The organism is Celeribacter baekdonensis (assembly GCF_003047105.1).
GTDB classification, from domain to species: domain Bacteria; phylum Pseudomonadota; class Alphaproteobacteria; order Rhodobacterales; family Rhodobacteraceae; genus Celeribacter; species Celeribacter baekdonensis_B.
This window is the reverse complement of the sequence record NZ_CP028477.1, coordinates 18,517-37,606: the sequence shown is the minus strand read 5'-3', so window position 1 is coordinate 37,606 and position 19,090 is coordinate 18,517. Positions and strand designations below refer to the sequence as shown.

Here is a 19,090-nt window from a genome sequence, read left to right as displayed (position 1 = left end):
GAAGGAGGCTTTGGCTGCAGTGCGGCCCCTGAAAGTGGACGCTCAACGCTGGCCATCAAGATTGTTCTGGCACACGGATAACATCCTTGGAATAGTGCCGCTGAATAACGTTTGAGGTGACGAAGTGAGCCCGATAATCAACAGAACCCGCGTTTTTTCTAGTTCTTTATTGATTGATTTTGAGAGCGAAGGATTTCCCACAAGTATCGGTCCTGCCAATGGCTTTCAGGTTCTTTCAACAACCTGGCGTGAAATACTATGGGCCGCCTTAACCGTTGGGCGCCCGAGCATAAGCTTTATCTTTCAGCATAGATTGGCCTCTCTGTTCGAAGCACTCTACCGTATCTCTCAGATGCGCATGGCACTAACCCAAGAAACCTTTAGTCAACATCTTTATCGAACCAACGCCTTTCGCCAGCTCGATCCAACCGAGAAGGGTGCAGTGAGCTACGCACTGGGCATGGCCTTCTGTAAGCTCTTTGCGCACAAGTTGCTGAACACTCATTGGCTGCTTCACCTTGATGTATTCAAAGACCAACTAAACCCAGAATTGCGCACGGGGAAATCTCGACCTGACCTTGTCGGTCAGAATGATGCAGGGGACTGGCACGCCTTTGAGAGCAAAGGACGGTCAAGCTCCCCAAATGATGATGCAAAGCAAAAGGCCAAGCAGCAGGCGCAAAGGTTGGTTCGCGTTGACGGCCAAGATTGCCGCCTGCACATTGGTGCAATTTCTTTCTTCCGGAGCGAAACTTTAGAGTTTTATTGGCGTGACCCTGCGCCGATCAAAGAGGAGCCATTTGAGGTGAGGCTCCCGGAAGATGCTTGGAAACACTATTACCTTCCAGCGTTGTCGTTTAGCCAAAGCGAAGGATTGGACGAGCCCAACGGCACCGACGAAATCGGCATTTCTGTAGAGATTGCTCCACACATCTATGAGCTACTTGTGCAAGGGCAGTGGTCCAAAGCCAAAGAGCTAGCTGACAGGAGCCGCCAAGAGTTGATTGAGAAAGGGTACTTTCCTGATGGCATCAAGCTTGTGGTGGGAGAAAGCTGGGCCAAAGGCCGTGGCACCTTCAAGTAAGTCAAAAATTTGCGGCCTTAATTCGGCCCTTTCCAGATTTTCAGGCAGGGGGCGACGGATGGCCGGAGTCAGCCATTTAGCTACCAGCGCGCCGAAGGTGGCGCCACCGTATGCTCAAGGTGCGAAGGGCGACAGCCATTGCGTCCGGTCGCGCACTTTATCGAAGTCCAGAGTCTAGCCCTTGCCGCAGCAATGCTTGTACTTTTTGCCGCTTCCGCACGGACACTTCTCGTTCCGCCCAACTTTTCGCCGTGGCACTCCTCGCAAGACATCCTTAGTTTTCACCAAGGGCGGCGCTGAAGCCATCAATGCTTCCAGTTCATAGTTGAATACGTGCTTCTGCCGCGCATATGCGCCGAAACGTACCAGCTTGGTCGATGGATCAACATTGAGACCCAACCATTTGTCAGCCTTTTGATAATACTTGCGACGCACCATGTGCTTTCGCAGAGAAGGCTCGGCAATGTATTGGGGATCAGAGTTGCAGTGGATGGTCAGGCCTGACGAACGATTTTCCATAGGTAGCGTTACGTCACCCCGTCCTCGTGCCGACATCCGTGAGACCAACGCCTCAACATCGTTGATCCCATCCTCTCCCATCTCCAGTAGAGACAGCCCCAACTCAACACAGAGCGCGTTCGGATTTCGATCAACATCATCGATCACATGGCCGACAAAAGTATCTTTGAAACGCGTCAGCAGTCCTTCGGGAGTATCTTTGCCAGGTAGACCTTCCCGCCGCACGATCATGGCGGAATCAATATCGCTCGCCAGACTGTCATCTAGGTTCAAAAAATCATTTTCACTTTCGAGCCAAAGGTTCACTCTCAGGAAATACCCAAGTACCCCCAATTCGTTAGTCGTCATTATCCTATCGTAGTATAAGGAACGGCGCTCTAGGTAGGCTAAGACCCGAATGGGAGAGGGGACCAGTTCCGATATCACGTCCAAGGTGAATAGATCGACGCAAAGCGGTTCTTCAAAGCCTTCAGCAGTATTCGTTGCCAGGAATTGCCGAACCTGAATGCTCAGTGCCGGAAAGTGATCTGAAATAACCGTAATCGGGAAGACACGCTCTGGTCTCTGCAAGTCCACGACATTTCCGGCAGCGTCCTTTGCAATTACATCCGGATCTAGAAGCCCATCAAAACACACACGGCACTGATCATATGCCTCCTGAATTGCGAGCTGGAAATCTTTCTTGATTCTGACTAAGTTGCCGCTCCGGGAGGCGACCGTAAGCTTCTGTGACTTGCACTGACAGATGATCCCAACCTCACCAAACGATACGTAAACATCTATTTCGCCGACTTTGTTCATGCCTTTGTAAAGGTCCAGGTTCTGGAAGACATACTCCTCGCCGAAAATCCTTTTCAGGAAATCGAAGGTCATGGCCTCTGTGAAGTGGCCCTTATTTTGGGATGCCGCCGCTCTATATGCCGCGTCTTGGTACATCCAGTGAGCCGGACACTCATAAATCGCTTCCATAAGGCTGACGTACTGAAAGAGAAAGTACTGTCCTTCCAAGAGGACGATGGGCTTTGCCGAAGTAATATTGAAGTCCGTTACTGATCGAAAGTTCGCATTTTCATTTTTGACATCACATGAGAATGCAGCGAATAACCTCTTAACAGTTTTTATGGGCAAACCCGAAGCGCCACTCACTTCCTCCGGTACCAGCTCGAATGCCGGGAGCATCGTCCAAAGCGTAGGGTCAGTCTTCCTCAGATTTGCGAGGTGATCCATCGCTTTTTTTGATTGGATATCAACGATTACATCGGCGATTAACTTGGCGTCTTTCAACGTGAAGCCTACGTTGCCTGCCAGCCATTGCTCATCCTGCTGGTAGCGAACTTCCGCGAAGTCTTTGTACTGGAATGCATATGCGCTTTCGGTCGCATAAAACGCTGCTTCTCTGATTGCCTCTCCGGTAGAAAGGGGTGAACTATGCGCCTTCAAGTCAGAGAAAGCGTCTGCGACCATGCATTGATGAATTTCTTCAAGCAAGCGTTCTGCTTGCTCTAGATAATTCACCATCACCGCTTGATCTGGGAGTTCAGTCGAACCTGCGCCTCCGAGCAGGCCGCCGATCAACGACGCGATTTCAGTTCTTATTAGGCGCTCCGGCGTTTTCTTGTCAGCAAGCAACTTTCCGGTCATCTGATCTTTGAAGCCGATCCAATTATCCCGGAAACAGAACATCGCGATCGCATGAGCAAAGCCAGGAGCTCGGCAAACTTCCATCAACTCTTGAAAGCACTGTTCTTCGGATCGCACTAGCGCTATTTCCCTATCTACAATTCATGCAAAATTTGCTTACAGTGGATTGTAAGCACGTCGTTCGGGGCGGTGAAATTGCAGCCACAATCCACCGTGTTGCTTCGTCACGCAACCGCAAGCTTACTGTCCGGCATGATCAGTTTAACCCAGCGACCCGTAGCTGACCTCCGCGACCGGCGCAGCGAATGACCGCTTTCCGCCGATTCTGTGGAAAAACAACGTGTTGCTGGCGCAGAAAGTAGGGCTTTGAACACGGCGTAAGCACCTTTCCTATCAGGCTTTGCGCGTTTGCTGCGGTGCAGGAAAGATCTTGGCTAGTTTGCGAAGGTTTTGGGCGGTTGCTGCGAGGAGGAATTCATCGTTTGCGCCACATGGTCCACGTAATCGAAGCCGTCCAAGGCCAAGGATGCGTTTGAGGTGGGCGAAGAGCATCTCGACCTTTTTTCGTCGTTTCTGCGCCGTGACATTGAACTCTGATGCAGTGCATTGGCGGGCGAAGTCTCTGACGATCTCGTATTTCTCGCGATGGACTGCGCGGGCCTCTGCGTTGGGACAACACTTTTCCTTCAACGCGCACCCGCTGCAATCGGACTTCAGCGCCCGATACTTGCGGGCTTTCCAGTTTGGCGCGTTTCGCGCGGGGTCAGAATAGGTGCGCCAGGTGTGTTTCATCTCTTTGCCGCCCGGACAGATATAGCGGTCGTTCTCCTCATCCCATGTGAAGTCCGATCGTGAGAAGGTTCCATCCCTCCGTTCGCCCTTATCAAAAACGGGGATGAAGGGAAGGATTTGGCGCTTTAACGCAAGCCAGACAAGATTGTCTTCTGATCCATACGCGGTGTCCGCAGCAATCCAATCGGGCTTCACATCAAAACGTTCTTCGGTGCGGTCGATCATCTTGCGCATGGCACCGACCTCGGCCGTTTTGTTGGACCGGCTGGCATCTACGTCCATGATGATGCTGTGATCGGTGTCGATCAGATAATTGGTAGAATAGGCAAAAAATGCTGGGCCTTTGCGTGCGGCAGTCCATTGGCTCGCCGGATCGGCATGGGCAGTGAACTTGGGTTTGACGGTGGTCGCCGCCCCAAAAGCCTCGTCGTCCAAGGTATCCAAATACTCGCGCACCGCACGTGGCGCATCGTCTGGGGAGATCTCGCGCGCGGCCCAATCATCAGGATTGCTGGAGTTCTGCTTCTGAACATCCGCGCTGATTAAGCTGGCATCCACAGCAAAGCCCTGACCGCCCACCAACCCTTCTCGCATGCAGCGCGCAACGGTCATCTCGAATACATGGCGCAGCAGATCACTCTCGCGGAACCGACCGTGACGGTTTTTGGAGAAGCTAGAATGATCAGGGATACGGTCGGTCAGATCTAGGCGACAGAACCAGCGATACGCAAGGTTCAAATGGACTTCCTCGCAAAGCCGACGCTCAGAGCGGATGCCAAAACAATAGCCAACCAGCAACATCCGGATCAGCAACTCGGGATCGATAGAGGGGCGACCGGTGTGACTATAGAAGTCTGAAAGATGCGCACGGATACTGCTCAGATCAACGAACCGATCAATCGACCGCAAAAGGTGATCTTTCGGGACATGATCTTCCAGTGAGAACTCATAGAACAGCGCCGCCTGCGCCTCCTGCTTTGGTCCCATCATCGCCAAATCCCCCAATCAATAAAGGAATTAAATCAGCGATCGACCCTTCGATCAAGCAAGAGTTTTTCAACACAATCCGCCCACAACGACGAGGAGGGAATGCCTTGTCGCTAGAATTGCACGAGGCTTCGTTCAGAAATAATGAAACGATTTTCACATTGCAATCATGCGGCTTTTTGGAGAACGCAGAAGAATCGTTGCACGGCAAATGAAACCATAAGCAGAGCGGCGGACTTCACTCTCAGCATCGGCAATGCGTCACCCGAAATCGACCTGTGGTGCTTGGTCGACAACCCCCGCATCCTCCAACTGTTCCCGATCGGGAAGATCGCGCAGGTTTTCCAAACCGAAGGCAACAAGGAACTGCTCCGTGGTGACGAAGGTATAGGGCGCCCCCCGACGCGGCGACCTTGGCCCTGTCCCGATCAGGTCGCGCGCATGCAGCCGACCGATCAGGTCACGACTGATTTCCTTGCCAAAGATATCCTTCAACCCGTCGCGGGTTATCGGCTGATGATAGGCGATGGCCGCCAGCACCGCGACGTCGAATTCACTCAAGTCCAGTAATTGATTGCCGACATCTGCCGCCGCGCGGATCGCGGGCGCGTAGGCCGCCCGCGTCCGGAACATCCAGCCGCCAGCGACCTGGGCGATCTCGAAGGCTCGCCCTTCCAGTTCGGCGGAGAGATCCTCGACCAGCAAGTCGACTGAGGCCCCCTGCCCCACCACGCGAGCCAGGTCCTCGCGCGACACAGGGGAGGCAGAGGCAAAGAGGACTCCTTCGATCCGGCGCATCCATTCCTGCCAGCGCAACTCTGGCGGCAGGTCGGGCAGCTCGCGATCCAGTTCAGGGTCAGAGCGATCCTTCGCCATGCTCACACCCCATAGAGCCGGAAGGTATCGCGCCCGGTCAGTTCGCGTACGGCGCCGAGGTCGACCAGCCGGTCGCAGAGCCGCCGCGCGGCGCGATCCGGCAAAGGCAAGGCTGAAGGCGCCACGGCATCGCGGCTCAGGAACATCGCGACCGCGTCGCCCGCACCCTTGGCGCGAAGCTTCGGCGCAACCGCTTTCAAATGCGCCGCCCGCCGCGCGAGATCTGCGGCGAGGCGCACGGCTTCGCCCACTGACAAGACCAGTGCGCGATGACAGACGAACCGCAAGTCGTCACCGCGCTTGCGCAGATCGGCGCGTTTCAGGCCTGCGGCCAGAAGCGGTACGAGATGCGTCCAACCGAGCGCTTGGGCGAGCGCCGCATCCGCCAGGATCAGCGCCGCAGCCTCTGCGCGACGTTCGTCCGTCAGCACCGCTTCCAGCACCATCGCGGCACGGGTCACCGGAGCCCGCCATCCGCCTCTGGGCCCCGCATCCAACCACGCCGCAAGCCGCGCCGGCGCGACACTGGGCAAGGCGCGACCCAAAGCCTTGACCGACACCGGCCGTTCCACCGCGTGCCGCCAGGCGAGCAGAACCTCGCCCGCCGGACCCGGCAAATCGCCCGGGCGCATCAGGTGCACCGCATCTCGCAACTCCCCTGTCCACTCCGAACGCCCGGAAAACGCAACACAAGCCTCCGCCGCGCGCAGTGCCAGCCGGTCCCGCAACAAGGCTTGGGGGACAGCTTCACTTGCAATCACTACATGCAGGTGGCTCAGCGCCGCACCTGACAAAAACGCAACATCTTCAAGGGTTTCAGCACGCGCGGAGGTGACCCAGGCAGGGATCCGGGGTAGTGTGTCTAGGTCGATGGAGTGATCCGGTCGGGCAAATGTCATGCCTGCAGCCTATATCATCACGGCGCTTTAAGCCAGCCAATAGCACAATAACCGCCCCGCCTTGCACGATCTTTTTATGTCCAATAAGTTTGCATTATCAGACATAGATGGAAATGGCCGGAAACGCATGCCGCAACGCCCAAAAAACACCCCGGATGTCGGATGGCCGGAATTCATGAGATTCAAGCACTTCCCTGAAAAGCGAGTCGGGGTTCATGAGATTCTGTACCGGTATTTATGAGACTGGATGGTGCGGTATTTGTGAGACTGGCGCTGTCTCGCGGCTTTTTCGGCAGACTGGCGTGCGCTCTCGTCGCGCTCAGCGCGCCAGAACCGGGCCGAGATGCGTCGCCTCAACGAGAGTGGCCATGATCGGAGCGCTTCCCGGACCCGTCCCTGCCCTTCCGCGTCGCTCATGAGCTTGATTGAGATCGCCCATTTGACCGGATCCTCGATGATCCGGTCGATGCCAACCGTCAGCGCGAAGGCCTGTAACAGCGAGCCCTGCGCCAGGGCGTGGAGACCGGGGCGCACCGGCTTGGTAAGGACTGGCGCCACCTGATCGTATTCGGGAACGACGACCGTCAGCGCCTGCCGGAGGATCGGCGTGGTGAGGAAATCATGGTAGTCCCGCCGGGTCTGGAGCGACATCCGCGGTTGCTCGTCGACATTCGGCGGCGAGGCCCGGCGATGCCGCGCCGTCAGAACCTGAAGCACTTCGGGCGCTTCCAGGTCTCCCTGCCCCGCGCTGCGCGCCCAGGCATCCAGATACGCGGCACCGGCCTCGGCATGCCCTTCAAGTTTCTTAAAGCAATCCGCACCGAACCGGTCGGACAGGGTCTCGCCGGTCGCGTCCCGAAACTCCACAGCATGCACCGGGCAACTGAATCGCCACGGCAGCGCGGCGGATTTGCGATGCAGCTCTTCGGGACAGAGCGGACACGTATGCCGGTTCTTCCGCGCGATCATCATGCGCGCCGCAGACCCCAACTCCCGGAAGGTCATGGCCTGCACGGTCTCAGGCGAAAGGCCGGTCCAAGCCGCGATCAGAGCCCCCTGCCCTTCCGAAAGACGCCATTCCAGGTCGAACACGTCGTGCCCCTTCAGGCCAAGCGCTGCAACGAATTCCGAAACCGTCATGGCGTAGAACGGGGCCATGCGCGCGGCCCAGGAAGACAGTCGTTCGTCGACCTCGGGGGCGTAAACAACCGGCAGGCGCCCGCACCCCGTCACACCGGCTCTCCCAGGACCGCCTGCAACCGGTCGCCACCCAGAATATCGCGCGAGAGGATGCGTTCCTCGCCGCTTTCGATGGCGGCGATCGCCAGCTGCGACAGGATCGAAAAGATGCCCGAGGTGATGCCGCCAGTCACCTTGATGATCCGCGCGAGCGCGTGTCCGTCGATCTGGCTTTGGCGCCGAAGCGGCAGCGTGCGCGTGAGCGTGCTCATCAGCCCGTTCAGATCCTCGCCCTCCCGCCAGGGCGGCAATGCGAAGGCCTCGAAGCGACGCACCAGCTGATCATCGGTGCGCAGCGCGTTGCGGGCCTGTGCGGTGCCGACGCAAACCAGCGGGATGCGCAGCTCGTTGCCCAGAAAGCGCAGCATGTTCAGGAATCGCGCCTGTTCGCGGATCGTGCCCGCCTGCAGGCTGTGGATCTCGTCAATCACCAGCATCCCCGGGCGCAATTCGGCGAGCAGTCGCAAGGCCAGACTCTCAAGTACAGATAGTGTCGCCCGCGGCGGCTCGGGGGCTCCAATCGCCGCCAGGATCCGGCGGTAGAAGCGCGACTCGTCGGGCCCCGAGACCATCTGCACCGCAACGACCGGCATATGCAGCCGTCCACTGGCTTCGTCGAAGCTCGACGCGTGATCGCGGGTGAACTTCTCGATGATCATCGTCTTGCCCATGCCGCTGTCACCGACAATGAGCAGGTTCGGCATGCGGGCGCGCTCGGGAAACGACATCAGCGTTTCCAGCTTCTCCAAGGCCGCCTCGGCCCTGGGATAGGAGACCCAGCGGTCGGCGCGAATCCGGTGAATGCGCTCGTCGGCGCTGAGCGCGGCGATCTTGCCGGCTCCCGGGTAGAGATGCGGGAACTCAGTCATCGTCGTACCATTCCTCGACCTTGAAGCCGGGATGGCTGAGGAACGGGCTCCCCTCCCCTTCCAGCGCGGGCAAGGCATCTCGCGCGGCGTCATCCGGTGTCACGTCGATCATGCGCCGGGGTGCCAGATGCGCCCGCCGCGCCTGATGACGCCGCGTGGCCTTGGTCTGCCGTACCGCGGTGTCGACGAGGTCGCGCTGCGCCTCGATCGTCCTGAAAATCAACTCCTCGTCCACAGAATGACGTCCAGCCTCGCGCAGGGCCCGCCGCGCCGCGCGGTGCTCCCAGAGCGTGATCGCAGGCCGTGTCAGATCAGCAGGTCGGGCTTCGATGATCCCACTCTCTGTCAGCACGAAGATGCGCGAGAGATCGCGCGGATCGTATTTGAGCGTGAACTTGCGGCTTTCCCGGCCCATCAGCCAACGCAACTCGTCCGCCCAGTAGCGGATGTGGAAGAGATGCAGGCCGTCGCGCTGCAAAACCCGCTGCTCAGACGGCAGAAAATCGACCAAGAACTGGCGCAGATCGGCGGGTATACGGAGTCTGACTTCGTCCACCCGTGTTGCCCAGGCCGCCGAGGGCGTGATTTCCAACGCGCTATGCACCCGCGCGTGGTAGGAGCCGGTGATTTCCAGCGCCAGCCAGGTTTCCAGCTCGCGCAAGGTCATCACCGCCTCGGCTTCGGCATCGAGATCGCCGCGCTCGAAGATGTTCGAGAAATGCGAGCCCGGCAGCAGGTGAATCGCGCCCATCATCGTGCCGATCAGCCGCTCGATATGCCCGCCATAGCGCGGCGTGCCGGGCGGACGGTACTGCAGGTCGATCTGGTATTCGGAACAGGCAAGCTGAAAAGCCCGGGCATGGAACTCCGCGCCATTGTCCACATAAATCGCGGTCGGGATGCCCCGCGCCAGCCACTCCGTGCTGATCCCGCACGCCGTCAGCCAGTGCATTTTCTCCATCACCGCATGGGTCAGGCAGAGGGCGACGGAGAGCAGCGAGGGCGGTTCCAGGGACAAGTGGAAGCCCAGAACCATGCGGGTATTCACGTCGATCGCGACCGTCAGCGTTGGCCGACCGAGCGGGCGTCGTGTCACCGGATCTACCACTGTCACGTCAGCCTTGGTGTGGTCGATCTGGACGATATCCAGCGGATCGTTGGCGACCAGCCCCCCAGGCGTGGCCAGATAGCGCCGGTCGGCCTTGTCCTTGCCCTCTCGCCGGGCCATCAGCTTAGCCTGGTCATGTTGCTCCAGCCAGCGCCCCAGACGACGGATCGAGGGCGGTGCCAGCCCTTGAGCCCGACAATCGGCGGCGACCTCCCGCCAGAACCGCGTTCTGGTAGGTTTGCGGCGGGTGGCATAAAGCCCCTTGAAGTGGCGGGACACGATTTCTTCCACCGCCGGGTCCAGCGGCTGCATGCCAGGTTTGGGGCCCCGGGTGTCCGGCAGAAGTGCACTGGTCCGCCCGTCCTCGCGGAACTGCTTCACCAGACGAAAAAGCGTGGATCGGCTGACATTTAGCTGACGTATGGCCCAGTCGACATTGCCCTGAGTCAGCTGGGCCGGCAGCTCCGCGAGCACCCGGGCGCGAAACTCCGCCTCTTCCCAATCCTTGTCAGCTGGAAAATTATCGGACATAACTTACTCAGTGCATGGATGCCGGATAGTCTCACCAATGGTGATTCAAATCGGCGTCCAGTCTCACATACCTTGAATCGGTTTCAGAAATGCGACACAGGCAAGCTATTGAAAACACATGGAACGCAGTCTCAAGAATTCCGGCAGACCGACATTTTCGGGGAATGAATGGACTCAGACAACAAGAATTCGATGTCATCGCACTCTAGTAAGTCTGATGATGCTCAAGGCGACGAGAGAGGTCAAGACAGAAGCGATGGGATCGCCCTGCCCGCGTATGTGGCTGGCTCCGGCTCGCTCGATCACCTGGTGGACACCGCCCGCGACTATGCGCGTGCCGCCGCCTCCGACAACACGCTGAAGGCCTACGCGAAGGATTGGGCGCATTTTGCACGCTGGTGCCGGATGAAGGGCACCGAGCCTCTGCCGCCTTCGTCAGATATGATCGGGCTTTATCTGGCGGATCTGGCCTCCGGGTCGGGCCCCTCCCCTGCGCTATCCGTCAGCACCATCGACCGGCGCCTCTCGGGCCTCGCCTGGAACTACGCACAGCGCGGCTTTTCCCTCGATCGCAAGAACCGCCATATCGCCACGGTGTTGGCCGGGATCAAGCGCAAGCATGCGCGCCCGCCTGTGCAAAAAGAAGCGATCCTGGCCGAAGACATTCTCGTGATGGTAGCCACCCTGCCCTACGATCTGCGCGGGCTGCGGGATCGGACGATCCTGCTCTTGGGTTATGCTGGCGGCCTGCGCCGCTCGGAAATCGTCAGTCTTGATGTGCACAAGGACGACACGCCGGACTCTGGCGGCTGGATTGAGGTACTGGACAAAGGTGCCCTGCTCACGCTCAACGCCAAGACCGGTTGGCGCGAGGTCGAGGTCGGTCGCGGCTCCAAGGATCAAACCTGCCCGGTGCACGCGCTCGAGCAATGGCTGCACTTCGCGAAAATCAACTTCGGCCCAGTATTCGTCGGCACCTCGCGCGATGGCAAAAGGGCATCCGAAACGAGACTGAACGATAAACATGTCGCGCGCCTGATCAAGCGCACGGTCCTGGACGCCGGCATCCGATCTGACCTGCCCGAGAAAGAGCGCCTGGCGCTGTTTTCCGGCCATTCTTTGCGCGCCGGTCTCGCCAGCTCTGCCGAAGTCGACGAGCGCTACGTCCAGAAACAGCTCGGGCATGCCTCGGCCGAAATGACCCGCCGCTATCAGCGTCGCCGCGACCGGTTCCGGGTGAACCTGACGAAGGCAGCCGGGTTGTGACGTGGATCAGGAGTCCTCGGACTTCAAAGCCGAAAGTGAGGCAACATGGCGAGGGAGATCGCTGCGGGAATGGATTATATCCACGATGATGACCTCGTCCGATCGATCCAGAAAGACCAGGAAATGCTCTCCTGCCCTTATGAACCGCAGATCTTCGACATCATCAACGAGAACTGCGCAACTCCGACTATGGGCTTGGCCATTCAGGATACTTTCACAGCGGTTGAGCAATTCGGCCTCGTAAAGCTCTGCTTGGCGCAGCCCGAAAGTTTCGACCGTCCATCTGGCGATTTCAGTGAGGCTGGCTTCCGCACGACGGGTCAGCCGGAAGGATCGGCTCATGAACGCGCGTGCGCAGCCGCAAAGGCCCTACGGATCGCATCTTTGCCACTGCCCTCAGCAAGATCACCCGCCTTGGCCTGCGCCAGACCTTCGAGAAGCCCTTGGCGGATGCTCGTGATCTGCGCCTCTTCCTGCTCGAGCAGCCTCAGGCCAGCGCGCATTGCTTCACTCACATTCTGGTAGCGCCCGGACGCCACTAGTGCTTGAACCAGATGGTCTTGGGTTTCAGTCAGGACAACGTTGCGTGTCACCATGGGTCAGGTCTCCTTTATTGGCAATATATGCCAACGCCACTTATTGATCAATACGTCATGCCGCCTGCCCACTGAGCCTACCATAAAAGCTGCGCTCGAGATGCAGCTCCCCTGCCCCGTCTTTCTCGAGCATACCCCGCAGATATCCGCCGGGTGAGGCAACCTCGCCTGCGCTGTGTTTCTCGAAAACGAGCGCAAACGCGGCCGTGGCCACCTGGGTGCCCATTTGATCCTGCGCCACGTTCCAGGCATGCTCAGAGATACCGATCATTGGCCTAAGCTGGCCGGCAACCCGGTGCAGATCGCCCCAATCCTTAAGGAAACCACCCATATTGCGGGCCCAGGACGCGAATTCCGGACAGGCTTGCATGATTGTCGGCAGATCGAGCGCCATCCGCTTCTTGCGCACCTCGGCAACCCAGTCTTCCAGATCCCTATCAACCTGCTCTTCGGGTAGAGGATTGTGCACCACACCCGCCGTTTCCTCTTTTTCAGAGGAATTACTAGTTACAGGATTAAGTTGATTTGTAGTTAGTATGTGAGGTTCGAAAATGGCCTCCTTGGGGTTCATTTCTTGAGTCTTCTCCATGACTTGGGCATCAATATTACCAGTGTTTTCCACAAGCTTCGCCGTGCCAGTCGCTTTGAGATAGGCCGCCTCCACCCGTTCCTGGAGTTCCTTGAACCAGGTGAGCAAACGTACAAGCTGCTCGGAGGCTTCCTGACGGCGCGGAAGACGGTCCAAGAGCTCCTCAAAGAGCCCCGTGAATTGGCTCCAGGGCCCGCGCAGCGCGTTGCTGATAGCCGCCTCGATCCGGGCTCGGATCATCCGGCGCGCCACAGTGATCTGACGCTTCAGGCGCTGGCAGAGCTCGCGCTCGGCCTGCAACTCGGCATGAAGTCCCTCGAACTCATCGACACGCGCCGAAAGCGGCGACAGATCGAAGCCGTAGGCCTCAACGATACGCCCATCTGCGTTCCTGCGGCCCCAGCGCTTGCCATTGGGGCTATCCTGGAAGGAAATCACGCCGATCTCAGCAAGCCGCCGTGCATGGCGCTTGAGCGCGGAGAGCGAGAACCCGGTCTGCTCCGTCAGATAGGCGTTCGACGCCCAGACGATCGGACGCTGCCCTTCCTCCCAGTCTTGAGCCTGGGTAAAGGCCCCGAGCGTGTCGAGGAGCATCATGTCTCCTGCCTTGAGGCCAATGTAGGCCCCCACCCGCTTCACGGCGACGAAGGCCCGCGTTTTGGGTACTGCCACCCGTTCACCGGCTAGGGCAAGCTGCTCAGCCGTAGCCAGCCCGGCCGTTGCTTTTCGCCACCCTGACGGATGGCTTATGTTAGACATAACTCTCTTGTTCTGAGACATGACTGTCTCAGCCGCTCCCTGTGGAGCATCACTAATTTTTTCCATCTTTATGCCAGCAACAAAGAAATCCCGTTCGCTCAGAAGCGTTTTCTCTTGTGTGGTGATTCGTTGGCTGCTAGATTCCAGGTGTCTAATCTAAGAATTGCGCTCTGCGCAGCAGCCCTCGAAGCTCCGGTTTCGGGGGTTTTCTTTGTTTGCCGTTCCTCCTTTCTGCTCGTCCTCAGTTGTCATCCACCAAATTTACATCTGTAAATTCGGCATAGGATTTTTTGATTATCTCTGCGAGATTGCTCTCAAGCCAGGTTGCAAACTCAGCGTTCGCGCCAGACTTCTTGACTGACAATGACAATGTTCCGCGGCCAGCTTTGATAGTCACGCCTTCCAACGGCGTTATCTCTCTAACCCCGCTCGACGTCTTCGCACCGCGCTTAGTCGCTTCCCTAATGAGAAATTCGAGGCGATCATCCGAACCCGATGAGGCGCTGATTCTGGCCAAGATATCGAGCGCTACGCGTTCAGTTAGCTTCTTTGAGAGAAATAATTCAGCCAGCTCCGTCCATTTTGGACGCCCGGACTTTGGTGCCGCGCCAATCAGGTCGCCGATCTTGACCGGGACGTTCTGTGTTACCTTTGTAAGGTGCGAATGACCCGACGGAGAGAGATTGAGAACCTGCCGAACAGTTGCCGCGTCGTGGCCCGCTGTCTGGATGGCCACGGCGAACCGCGCCTTCTCGTAAAAAGAGAGGTTCCGGCGCGCGGCATTTTCCAGCCCTTTCGCCAGCAAAGCCGTAGCATCGTCGATATCTTGGACGTTCGCGCGAACCTTGATTCCGATTTCGCGGCAGGCCTTTAAGCGCCGCCGCCCGTAAATAGCCTCGAAATGCCCTTCAATCGCCTTTGAACGCCGAACGAGAATGGGCACTTGCTGACCACCTTCTCGGATGCTGTTCTTTAGTCCTTCGAAGCTCTCGTCATCGTCTTCGACGTTTACAGCTGTAAACTCTTCAAGGCGATCTACTGGCCCCCAATCGTCGATTATATTGGGATCAATTTCTCGGATAGATGCCAGAGAACCTTGAAGGGCACCCAAAGCCGGAGCACTGGTCTTCGACGACCTCTCTGACGGCGCGCCGCCAGAACGAGCGATCGTATTTGCAATTCCGGACATATCGCGAAGTGATTTCCTAGCCATTACTTACGCCCCCACGATTGTTGGATCATCGTTTCGACCTCATGTCCCACAGCATCCATGGAACCCTTTGCACGGTCATATGTGGCCCGTGTCATTTCGGAACGGACCACCTCATAAATCGACTGCTTTAGCATGGTCGCGTCACTGATCGCTGTGCTCTTCAAGGCGGTTGCCGACATGACACGGTCTTGAAACAAAGCCCGCATGAAAGACGTTAGCTGCTGAGAGGGAACGTCCGTCGGTTCGTCTCGCGTGATCAGAAATTTGAAGTGATCATATTGGAGAGTTGCGCCAGCATCCTCAATCACACCCATATACGCTCCGGCTAGCTCAAGAAACTGAGCAGTTGACGAAACGTCCAACATCGATGGCGTTAGAGGGACAATCAAAGAACTAGCGGCAGCCATCCCAGCAATGGTCAAGAAACCAAGCTGTGGCGGGCTGTCCATCAACACCAGATCAAAATCATCTTCTACCTGTGCCAAAGCATTTCGGATACGAGTAAAGAATGGTTGGTCTGGGTTCGAATGAACGGCCGACTCAGTCTCAAACTCAGACAGCATCAAGCGGGACGGCGCAATCGAGAGCCCTGGAAAGTATGTTGGAACGACGACATCAGCCATGTTCACCGGCTCGTCGTAGCGGATCGCATCATAGACAGTCAGTCCATCGAACTCGATTTCAGGGCTGATCCCGCACATTGATGTGAGAGATCCCTGAGGATCCAGATCAACAACCAAGACCCGATATCCTCGAAGAGCAAAGTAGTGAGCGAGGTGGACGCTCGTCGTGCTCTTACTAGAACCACCTTTGAAATTCATCAGCTGCCAAATTTGCAACTGCTCCTCTCCCGAGCGGCGAGGCAGATAACGGCCTTTCTTCCGAGAGGTCTTCTCTAGAACTTCGCGCGCGTCCCATATCTCTTGGGCTGTATAGTAGCGCCGGCCACCCCGGATATCGTCTGGTTCAGGGATTGTACCCTCAGCGTGAACCTTTCGCATGAACTGTCCGGATACTCCCAAGAGCTCAGCGGCCTCAGGTGCCGAAAAAGAGCGTAGCGTCTTAGTGTTGTCTGGGGCAAAAGCAGAGAGCAGATGTTCCCTGATGGCAGCGTTGAGTCGTTCGGAAATCTCCGTTGCAAGAGCCGAAGGGCGCTCACTTGCCAATGGTGTCACAGGAATCATCTGGTTGCCCCAATTTCGAAAATGTGGCCTTTTTCGCGCCACTTGGGGATAAAAGCAGTGATTCACGCGACTAAGTCAAGATTTTTCCTCTATTTAGTGTCTATCAACGCTTGAAGAGACTATATCCACGACCGCGATCTAGGTTGATTTTACAGCTGTAAACGAATTGGCGGAGGTAAGCCCCCGCCAACTTTGGTTTCAGGTGGCGTCTTTGGGACCCCAAGGGATGACGGCCTGCAGGGACAGATCGTCCTGGTTCGCGGCCTTGCCGAGATTGGCGTTGAAGCCGTGATCGCGGATGGTCAGCGTGTAGTAGTCGGCGCCGGTCTCCTTGTTCTGCTTCTTCCAGATGCCGCCGCACTCGACCAGCTTGCCGCGCGGGGAGCGGCCGAGGACGCGGTGCGTGGGGGCCATCGGGTTCGCGCTCGCGACGGGTTCGACCGTGATGTCGAGATCAAAAGTCAGGGTCGAGATGGAGCCGACGCCCTTGGCGGTCTCAAAGTCGGCGCTGGTGAATTTGATGCAGTTCGTGGTCATTGCTCTTCTCCTTGTTTGCGTTGCAATGATGGTCACCTTGCAGCTGGCCAAGGCCCGGACACACCGAAGGCGGAGCGTGAGCTGGAGAGGGGCAGGCGCCGGTCTTTTTGATCCGCGAGGAATAACCCGCAGGGTCAGGGGAAAAAGATCGGCGACAACCTTTGTGGACGGGACGACAGCTGCGACCAGCATGTCATGCAACTCAGACAAAAGGAGAAGTGCGATGGCTGCGAATGAAACAGGGTGAACAGCCGAGGGAGATGCCACGAAGGTCTTGGCTCCTTCCTAATTCTCCGAAGATGAGACATAGTCCAGACGTCAAAGTCGCATCCCCAGGATCACTAACGTGCCGATAGTCTTCGCTGAAGCGCCCACGATGCGGAGGTGTGCTCGGCGCGATAAGAGCGTGGAACGAAAGGCCGGCTCGCCACGAGACACCGCAACCACCCAATAGCCCTAGATGACAGCCCGGCTGGTTGGCTAGGTCAGAAAATGCGACAGGACATTTGACCAAGGGCCGCCGCTACCAACGGACGGGACATCCTCTCTAGCTCCGGCAAGCGTCGCCGACTTGTCCTTCCAGTGCTCATGCTATACGTCATTGACACATACACTGCCGAAACCTATATGGGACAAGAGATGACACGATTGCAAACAGTGGTCGAACTGCCCGAATTTCAGAGGCGCGCCAAGGCAATCATGTCGGACCAGGAGCGAGAGGCCGCGATCGACTTCATCGCCGCCAATCCGGAAGCTGGAGTCTCTCTTGGCGGCGGACTTCGGAAGGTCCGCATCCCGAGAGAGGGGGGCGGAAAGAGCGGCGGCTTCAGGACGGTGTATGTCTTTGGCGGGACCCATATGCCGATCTTTCTGATTACGGTCTTTGCCAAGAATGAGAAAGCCAACCTGTCGAAGTCTGAGCAGGCCGCGGCGGTAGAGATGAGCAAGGCGCTTGTCGCGAAATATGGAGACGCAACATGAGTGCATTCGAATCCATCACCAAGGGGCTGGAAGAGGCTCTGGCCTTCGCAGATGGCGATTTGGCAGGCGCGAAGGTACATGAACTTTCCGTGGCGGAGGTCGATGTCGCCGAAGTCCGGCAACGAACTGGCCTGTCGCAGGCAGAGTTCGCCAAGAGCATTGGCGTCGCGAAAGGCACGCTGCTGAACTGGGAACATGGACGTCGGCAACCGACAGGCCCGGCGCAGGTACTGCTCGCATTGATCGCAAAGAAGCCTTCTGTCGTGCAGGATCTCTTGCGCGGCGCGTGAATCGGGGCCTAAGCCCCGATCCTCTTGATGCGGATCCCGAGCTTGCGGGCCTTGTCGACGATGTTCTCGGTGATACCGGAACCAGGTGTCGCGATCAGACCCTGCGGCATGGTCTCGAGCATCTTGTCGTTGCGCTTGAAGGGAGCGGCCTTGCCGTGGCTCTTCCAGTCGGGTTTGAAGACCACCTGGGTGACACCCCGGGTATCTGCCCAACGGGCCGCGATCATCTCGGCGCCTTTGGGTGTGCCACCGTGCAAGAGCACCATGTCGGGGTATTTAGCGTGCGTAGCGTCGAGGACGGACCAGATCAGATCATATGCGTGATAGTCACCGCCTGAGAAAGCGATCCGAGTGCCTTCAGGGCAATGCACCTCGGTCTCCTTGCGGCGCTTGGCCGAGAGATAGGCCCGGCTGTCCACCACGGCGGAGGTCAAGCCGCGATGCGAGACCTTGGATCCGGTGCGGGGCAGCCAGGGCGAGCCCGTGGCGGCAGAGAAGTGGTCCACGGCTAGATCGCGCATCTGCTCGAAAGCGTCGCGATGGTCCCAGAGCTTCAGCCCGATCATCTGGAGGCGCTCGAGTTCGACCGAGGCGACCTCGGAGCCGTCCTGGATGGCCATACTTTCCCGGACCTCGAATTCATTGTCGTCGAGAAGCTTCTGGATATGGGTGAGCCGACGATGGAAGATCGAAGTGAGGGACCAGAGCACCTCTTCGAGAGTGTCTTCCAACTGGCTGCCAGTGAGGAGACCGATGGTCGTGTCGAAGAGGGTCGCCATGGCGAGCTCGACCTCGTCGGGCTGGGGCAGGGGGCGATGATCGGTATCGCCGGGCCCGGGCGTTGCGCCATGAAGTGCCAGGTGGTCGAGGATGGCGGAGGTTACGCCGGTCTCCTCCTGGATGTCTGTCTGATGGGGCATTATCTGGTTCCTCTGTTTGATCTGACCCGATTTGGATGGGGCGATAACAGGACCGGCGGCGACCGGGCCGCATCCGTCAGGATCGGAGCGCAGCGGAGAATGCGCCGCGGGCCGGAAAATTGTTCCCGCGAGGAATGGCCCACCACGGTCATGTGGTGGGGCAGGGGAATTTTCTGGTTCGGGGCGCATTGCTGCCCGGGCGAGGGGCCC

At 58.0% G+C, this 19,090-nt stretch carries 18 protein-coding genes; 4 read left to right on the top strand and 14 right to left on the bottom strand.

Annotated elements, in window-relative coordinates:
• Nucleotides 1–124: 124 nt before the first annotated feature.
• Nucleotides 125–1,084 (top strand): hypothetical protein, encoded by a 960-nt coding sequence (locus tag DA792_RS21735; protein WP_159075363.1) that lies wholly within the window; start codon nucleotides 125–127, stop codon nucleotides 1,082–1,084.
• 174 nt (nucleotides 1,085–1,258) lie between these two features.
• Here DA792_RS21735 and DA792_RS21730 read toward each other — a convergent pair whose 3' ends face one another.
• The 7 genes from DA792_RS21730 to DA792_RS21700 form a co-directional block, all read right to left on the bottom strand.
• Nucleotides 1,259–3,361 carry an SEC-C metal-binding domain-containing protein gene (locus tag DA792_RS21730; RefSeq protein WP_159075362.1) on the bottom strand — a complete coding sequence of 701 codons (2,103 nt, stop codon included), beginning with the start codon at nucleotides 3,359–3,361 and terminating at the stop codon, nucleotides 1,259–1,261.
• Between the two features lie 276 nt (nucleotides 3,362–3,637).
• The gene (locus DA792_RS21725) at nucleotides 3,638–5,026 is read right to left on the bottom strand and encodes an IS1182 family transposase (RefSeq protein WP_107722881.1); all 1,389 of its coding nucleotides are present in this window, start codon (nucleotides 5,024–5,026) and stop codon (nucleotides 3,638–3,640) included.
• A gap of 258 nt (nucleotides 5,027–5,284) precedes the next feature.
• Nucleotides 5,285–5,899 carry an SMC-Scp complex subunit ScpB gene (gene scpB, locus DA792_RS21720; protein WP_107722880.1) on the bottom strand — a complete coding sequence of 205 codons (615 nt, stop codon included), beginning with the start codon at nucleotides 5,897–5,899 and terminating at the stop codon, nucleotides 5,285–5,287.
• A gap of 2 nt (nucleotides 5,900–5,901) precedes the next feature.
• Nucleotides 5,902–6,798 carry a DUF1403 family protein gene (locus DA792_RS21715; protein WP_107722879.1) on the bottom strand — a complete coding sequence of 299 codons (897 nt, stop codon included), beginning with the start codon at nucleotides 6,796–6,798 and terminating at the stop codon, nucleotides 5,902–5,904.
• 213 nt (nucleotides 6,799–7,011) lie between these two features.
• A complete protein-coding gene (locus DA792_RS21710; RefSeq protein WP_245708054.1) occupies nucleotides 7,012–7,956 on the bottom strand; it encodes a TniQ family protein in 945 nt (314 codons plus the stop codon).
• A gap of 71 nt (nucleotides 7,957–8,027) precedes the next feature.
• Nucleotides 8,028–8,906 carry a TniB family NTP-binding protein gene (locus tag DA792_RS21705; RefSeq protein WP_074646627.1) on the bottom strand — a complete coding sequence of 293 codons (879 nt, stop codon included), beginning with the start codon at nucleotides 8,904–8,906 and terminating at the stop codon, nucleotides 8,028–8,030.
• On the bottom strand, nucleotides 8,899–10,545 hold the full coding sequence (locus DA792_RS21700) for a Mu transposase C-terminal domain-containing protein (protein WP_074646626.1): 1,647 nt from the start codon (nucleotides 10,543–10,545) through the stop codon (nucleotides 8,899–8,901). Before DA792_RS21700 ends, DA792_RS21705 begins: the two co-directional genes overlap by 8 nt.
• Before the next feature lie 168 nt (nucleotides 10,546–10,713).
• Between DA792_RS21700 and DA792_RS21695 the strand changes: the two genes are divergently transcribed.
• Complete coding sequence (locus DA792_RS21695) at nucleotides 10,714–11,811, top strand: tyrosine-type recombinase/integrase (RefSeq protein WP_107722878.1); 1,098 nt, start codon at nucleotides 10,714–10,716, stop codon at nucleotides 11,809–11,811.
• 6 nt (nucleotides 11,812–11,817) lie between these two features.
• Here DA792_RS21695 and DA792_RS21690 read toward each other — a convergent pair whose 3' ends face one another.
• From DA792_RS21690 to DA792_RS21665, 6 genes are all read right to left on the bottom strand, one after another.
• On the bottom strand, nucleotides 11,818–12,153 hold the full coding sequence (locus tag DA792_RS21690) for a type II toxin-antitoxin system RelE/ParE family toxin (protein ID WP_107722877.1): 336 nt from the start codon (nucleotides 12,151–12,153) through the stop codon (nucleotides 11,818–11,820).
• Nucleotides 12,150–12,407, bottom strand: coding sequence for a type II toxin-antitoxin system ParD family antitoxin (locus DA792_RS21685; protein ID WP_107722876.1), 258 nt, complete (start codon nucleotides 12,405–12,407; stop codon nucleotides 12,150–12,152). The genes DA792_RS21690 and DA792_RS21685 overlap by 4 nt, the downstream gene beginning before the upstream one ends.
• Before the next feature lie 55 nt (nucleotides 12,408–12,462).
• Nucleotides 12,463–13,755 (bottom strand): plasmid replication protein RepC, encoded by a 1,293-nt coding sequence (gene repC, locus DA792_RS21680; RefSeq protein WP_107722935.1) that lies wholly within the window; start codon nucleotides 13,753–13,755, stop codon nucleotides 12,463–12,465.
• A gap of 241 nt (nucleotides 13,756–13,996) precedes the next feature.
• Nucleotides 13,997–14,968, bottom strand: coding sequence for a plasmid partitioning protein RepB (gene repB / locus DA792_RS21675; RefSeq protein ID WP_107722875.1), 972 nt, complete (start codon nucleotides 14,966–14,968; stop codon nucleotides 13,997–13,999).
• Nucleotides 14,968–16,152, bottom strand: a complete 1,185-nt coding sequence (repA, locus tag DA792_RS21670; protein ID WP_107722874.1) for a plasmid partitioning protein RepA — start codon at nucleotides 16,150–16,152, stop codon at nucleotides 14,968–14,970. Before repA ends, repB begins: the two co-directional genes overlap by 1 nt.
• 198 nt (nucleotides 16,153–16,350) lie before the next feature.
• Nucleotides 16,351–16,689 (bottom strand): DUF736 domain-containing protein, encoded by a 339-nt coding sequence (locus DA792_RS21665; RefSeq protein WP_107722873.1) that lies wholly within the window; start codon nucleotides 16,687–16,689, stop codon nucleotides 16,351–16,353.
• A gap of 639 nt (nucleotides 16,690–17,328) precedes the next feature.
• On the opposite strand from DA792_RS21665, the gene DA792_RS21655 reads away from it, so the two are divergent.
• A complete protein-coding gene (locus DA792_RS21655) occupies nucleotides 17,329–17,670 on the top strand; it encodes a type II toxin-antitoxin system RelE/ParE family toxin (RefSeq protein WP_067263192.1) in 342 nt (113 codons plus the stop codon).
• Nucleotides 17,667–17,960, top strand: coding sequence for a helix-turn-helix domain-containing protein (locus tag DA792_RS21650; protein ID WP_107722872.1), 294 nt, complete (start codon nucleotides 17,667–17,669; stop codon nucleotides 17,958–17,960). The genes DA792_RS21655 and DA792_RS21650 overlap by 4 nt, the downstream gene beginning before the upstream one ends.
• A gap of 8 nt (nucleotides 17,961–17,968) precedes the next feature.
• Here the strand turns inward: DA792_RS21650 and DA792_RS21645 are convergent, their stop codons facing one another.
• The gene (locus DA792_RS21645) at nucleotides 17,969–18,880 is read right to left on the bottom strand and encodes a DUF2493 domain-containing protein (protein WP_107722871.1); all 912 of its coding nucleotides are present in this window, start codon (nucleotides 18,878–18,880) and stop codon (nucleotides 17,969–17,971) included.
• Between the last annotated feature and the right edge of the window lie 210 nt (nucleotides 18,881–19,090).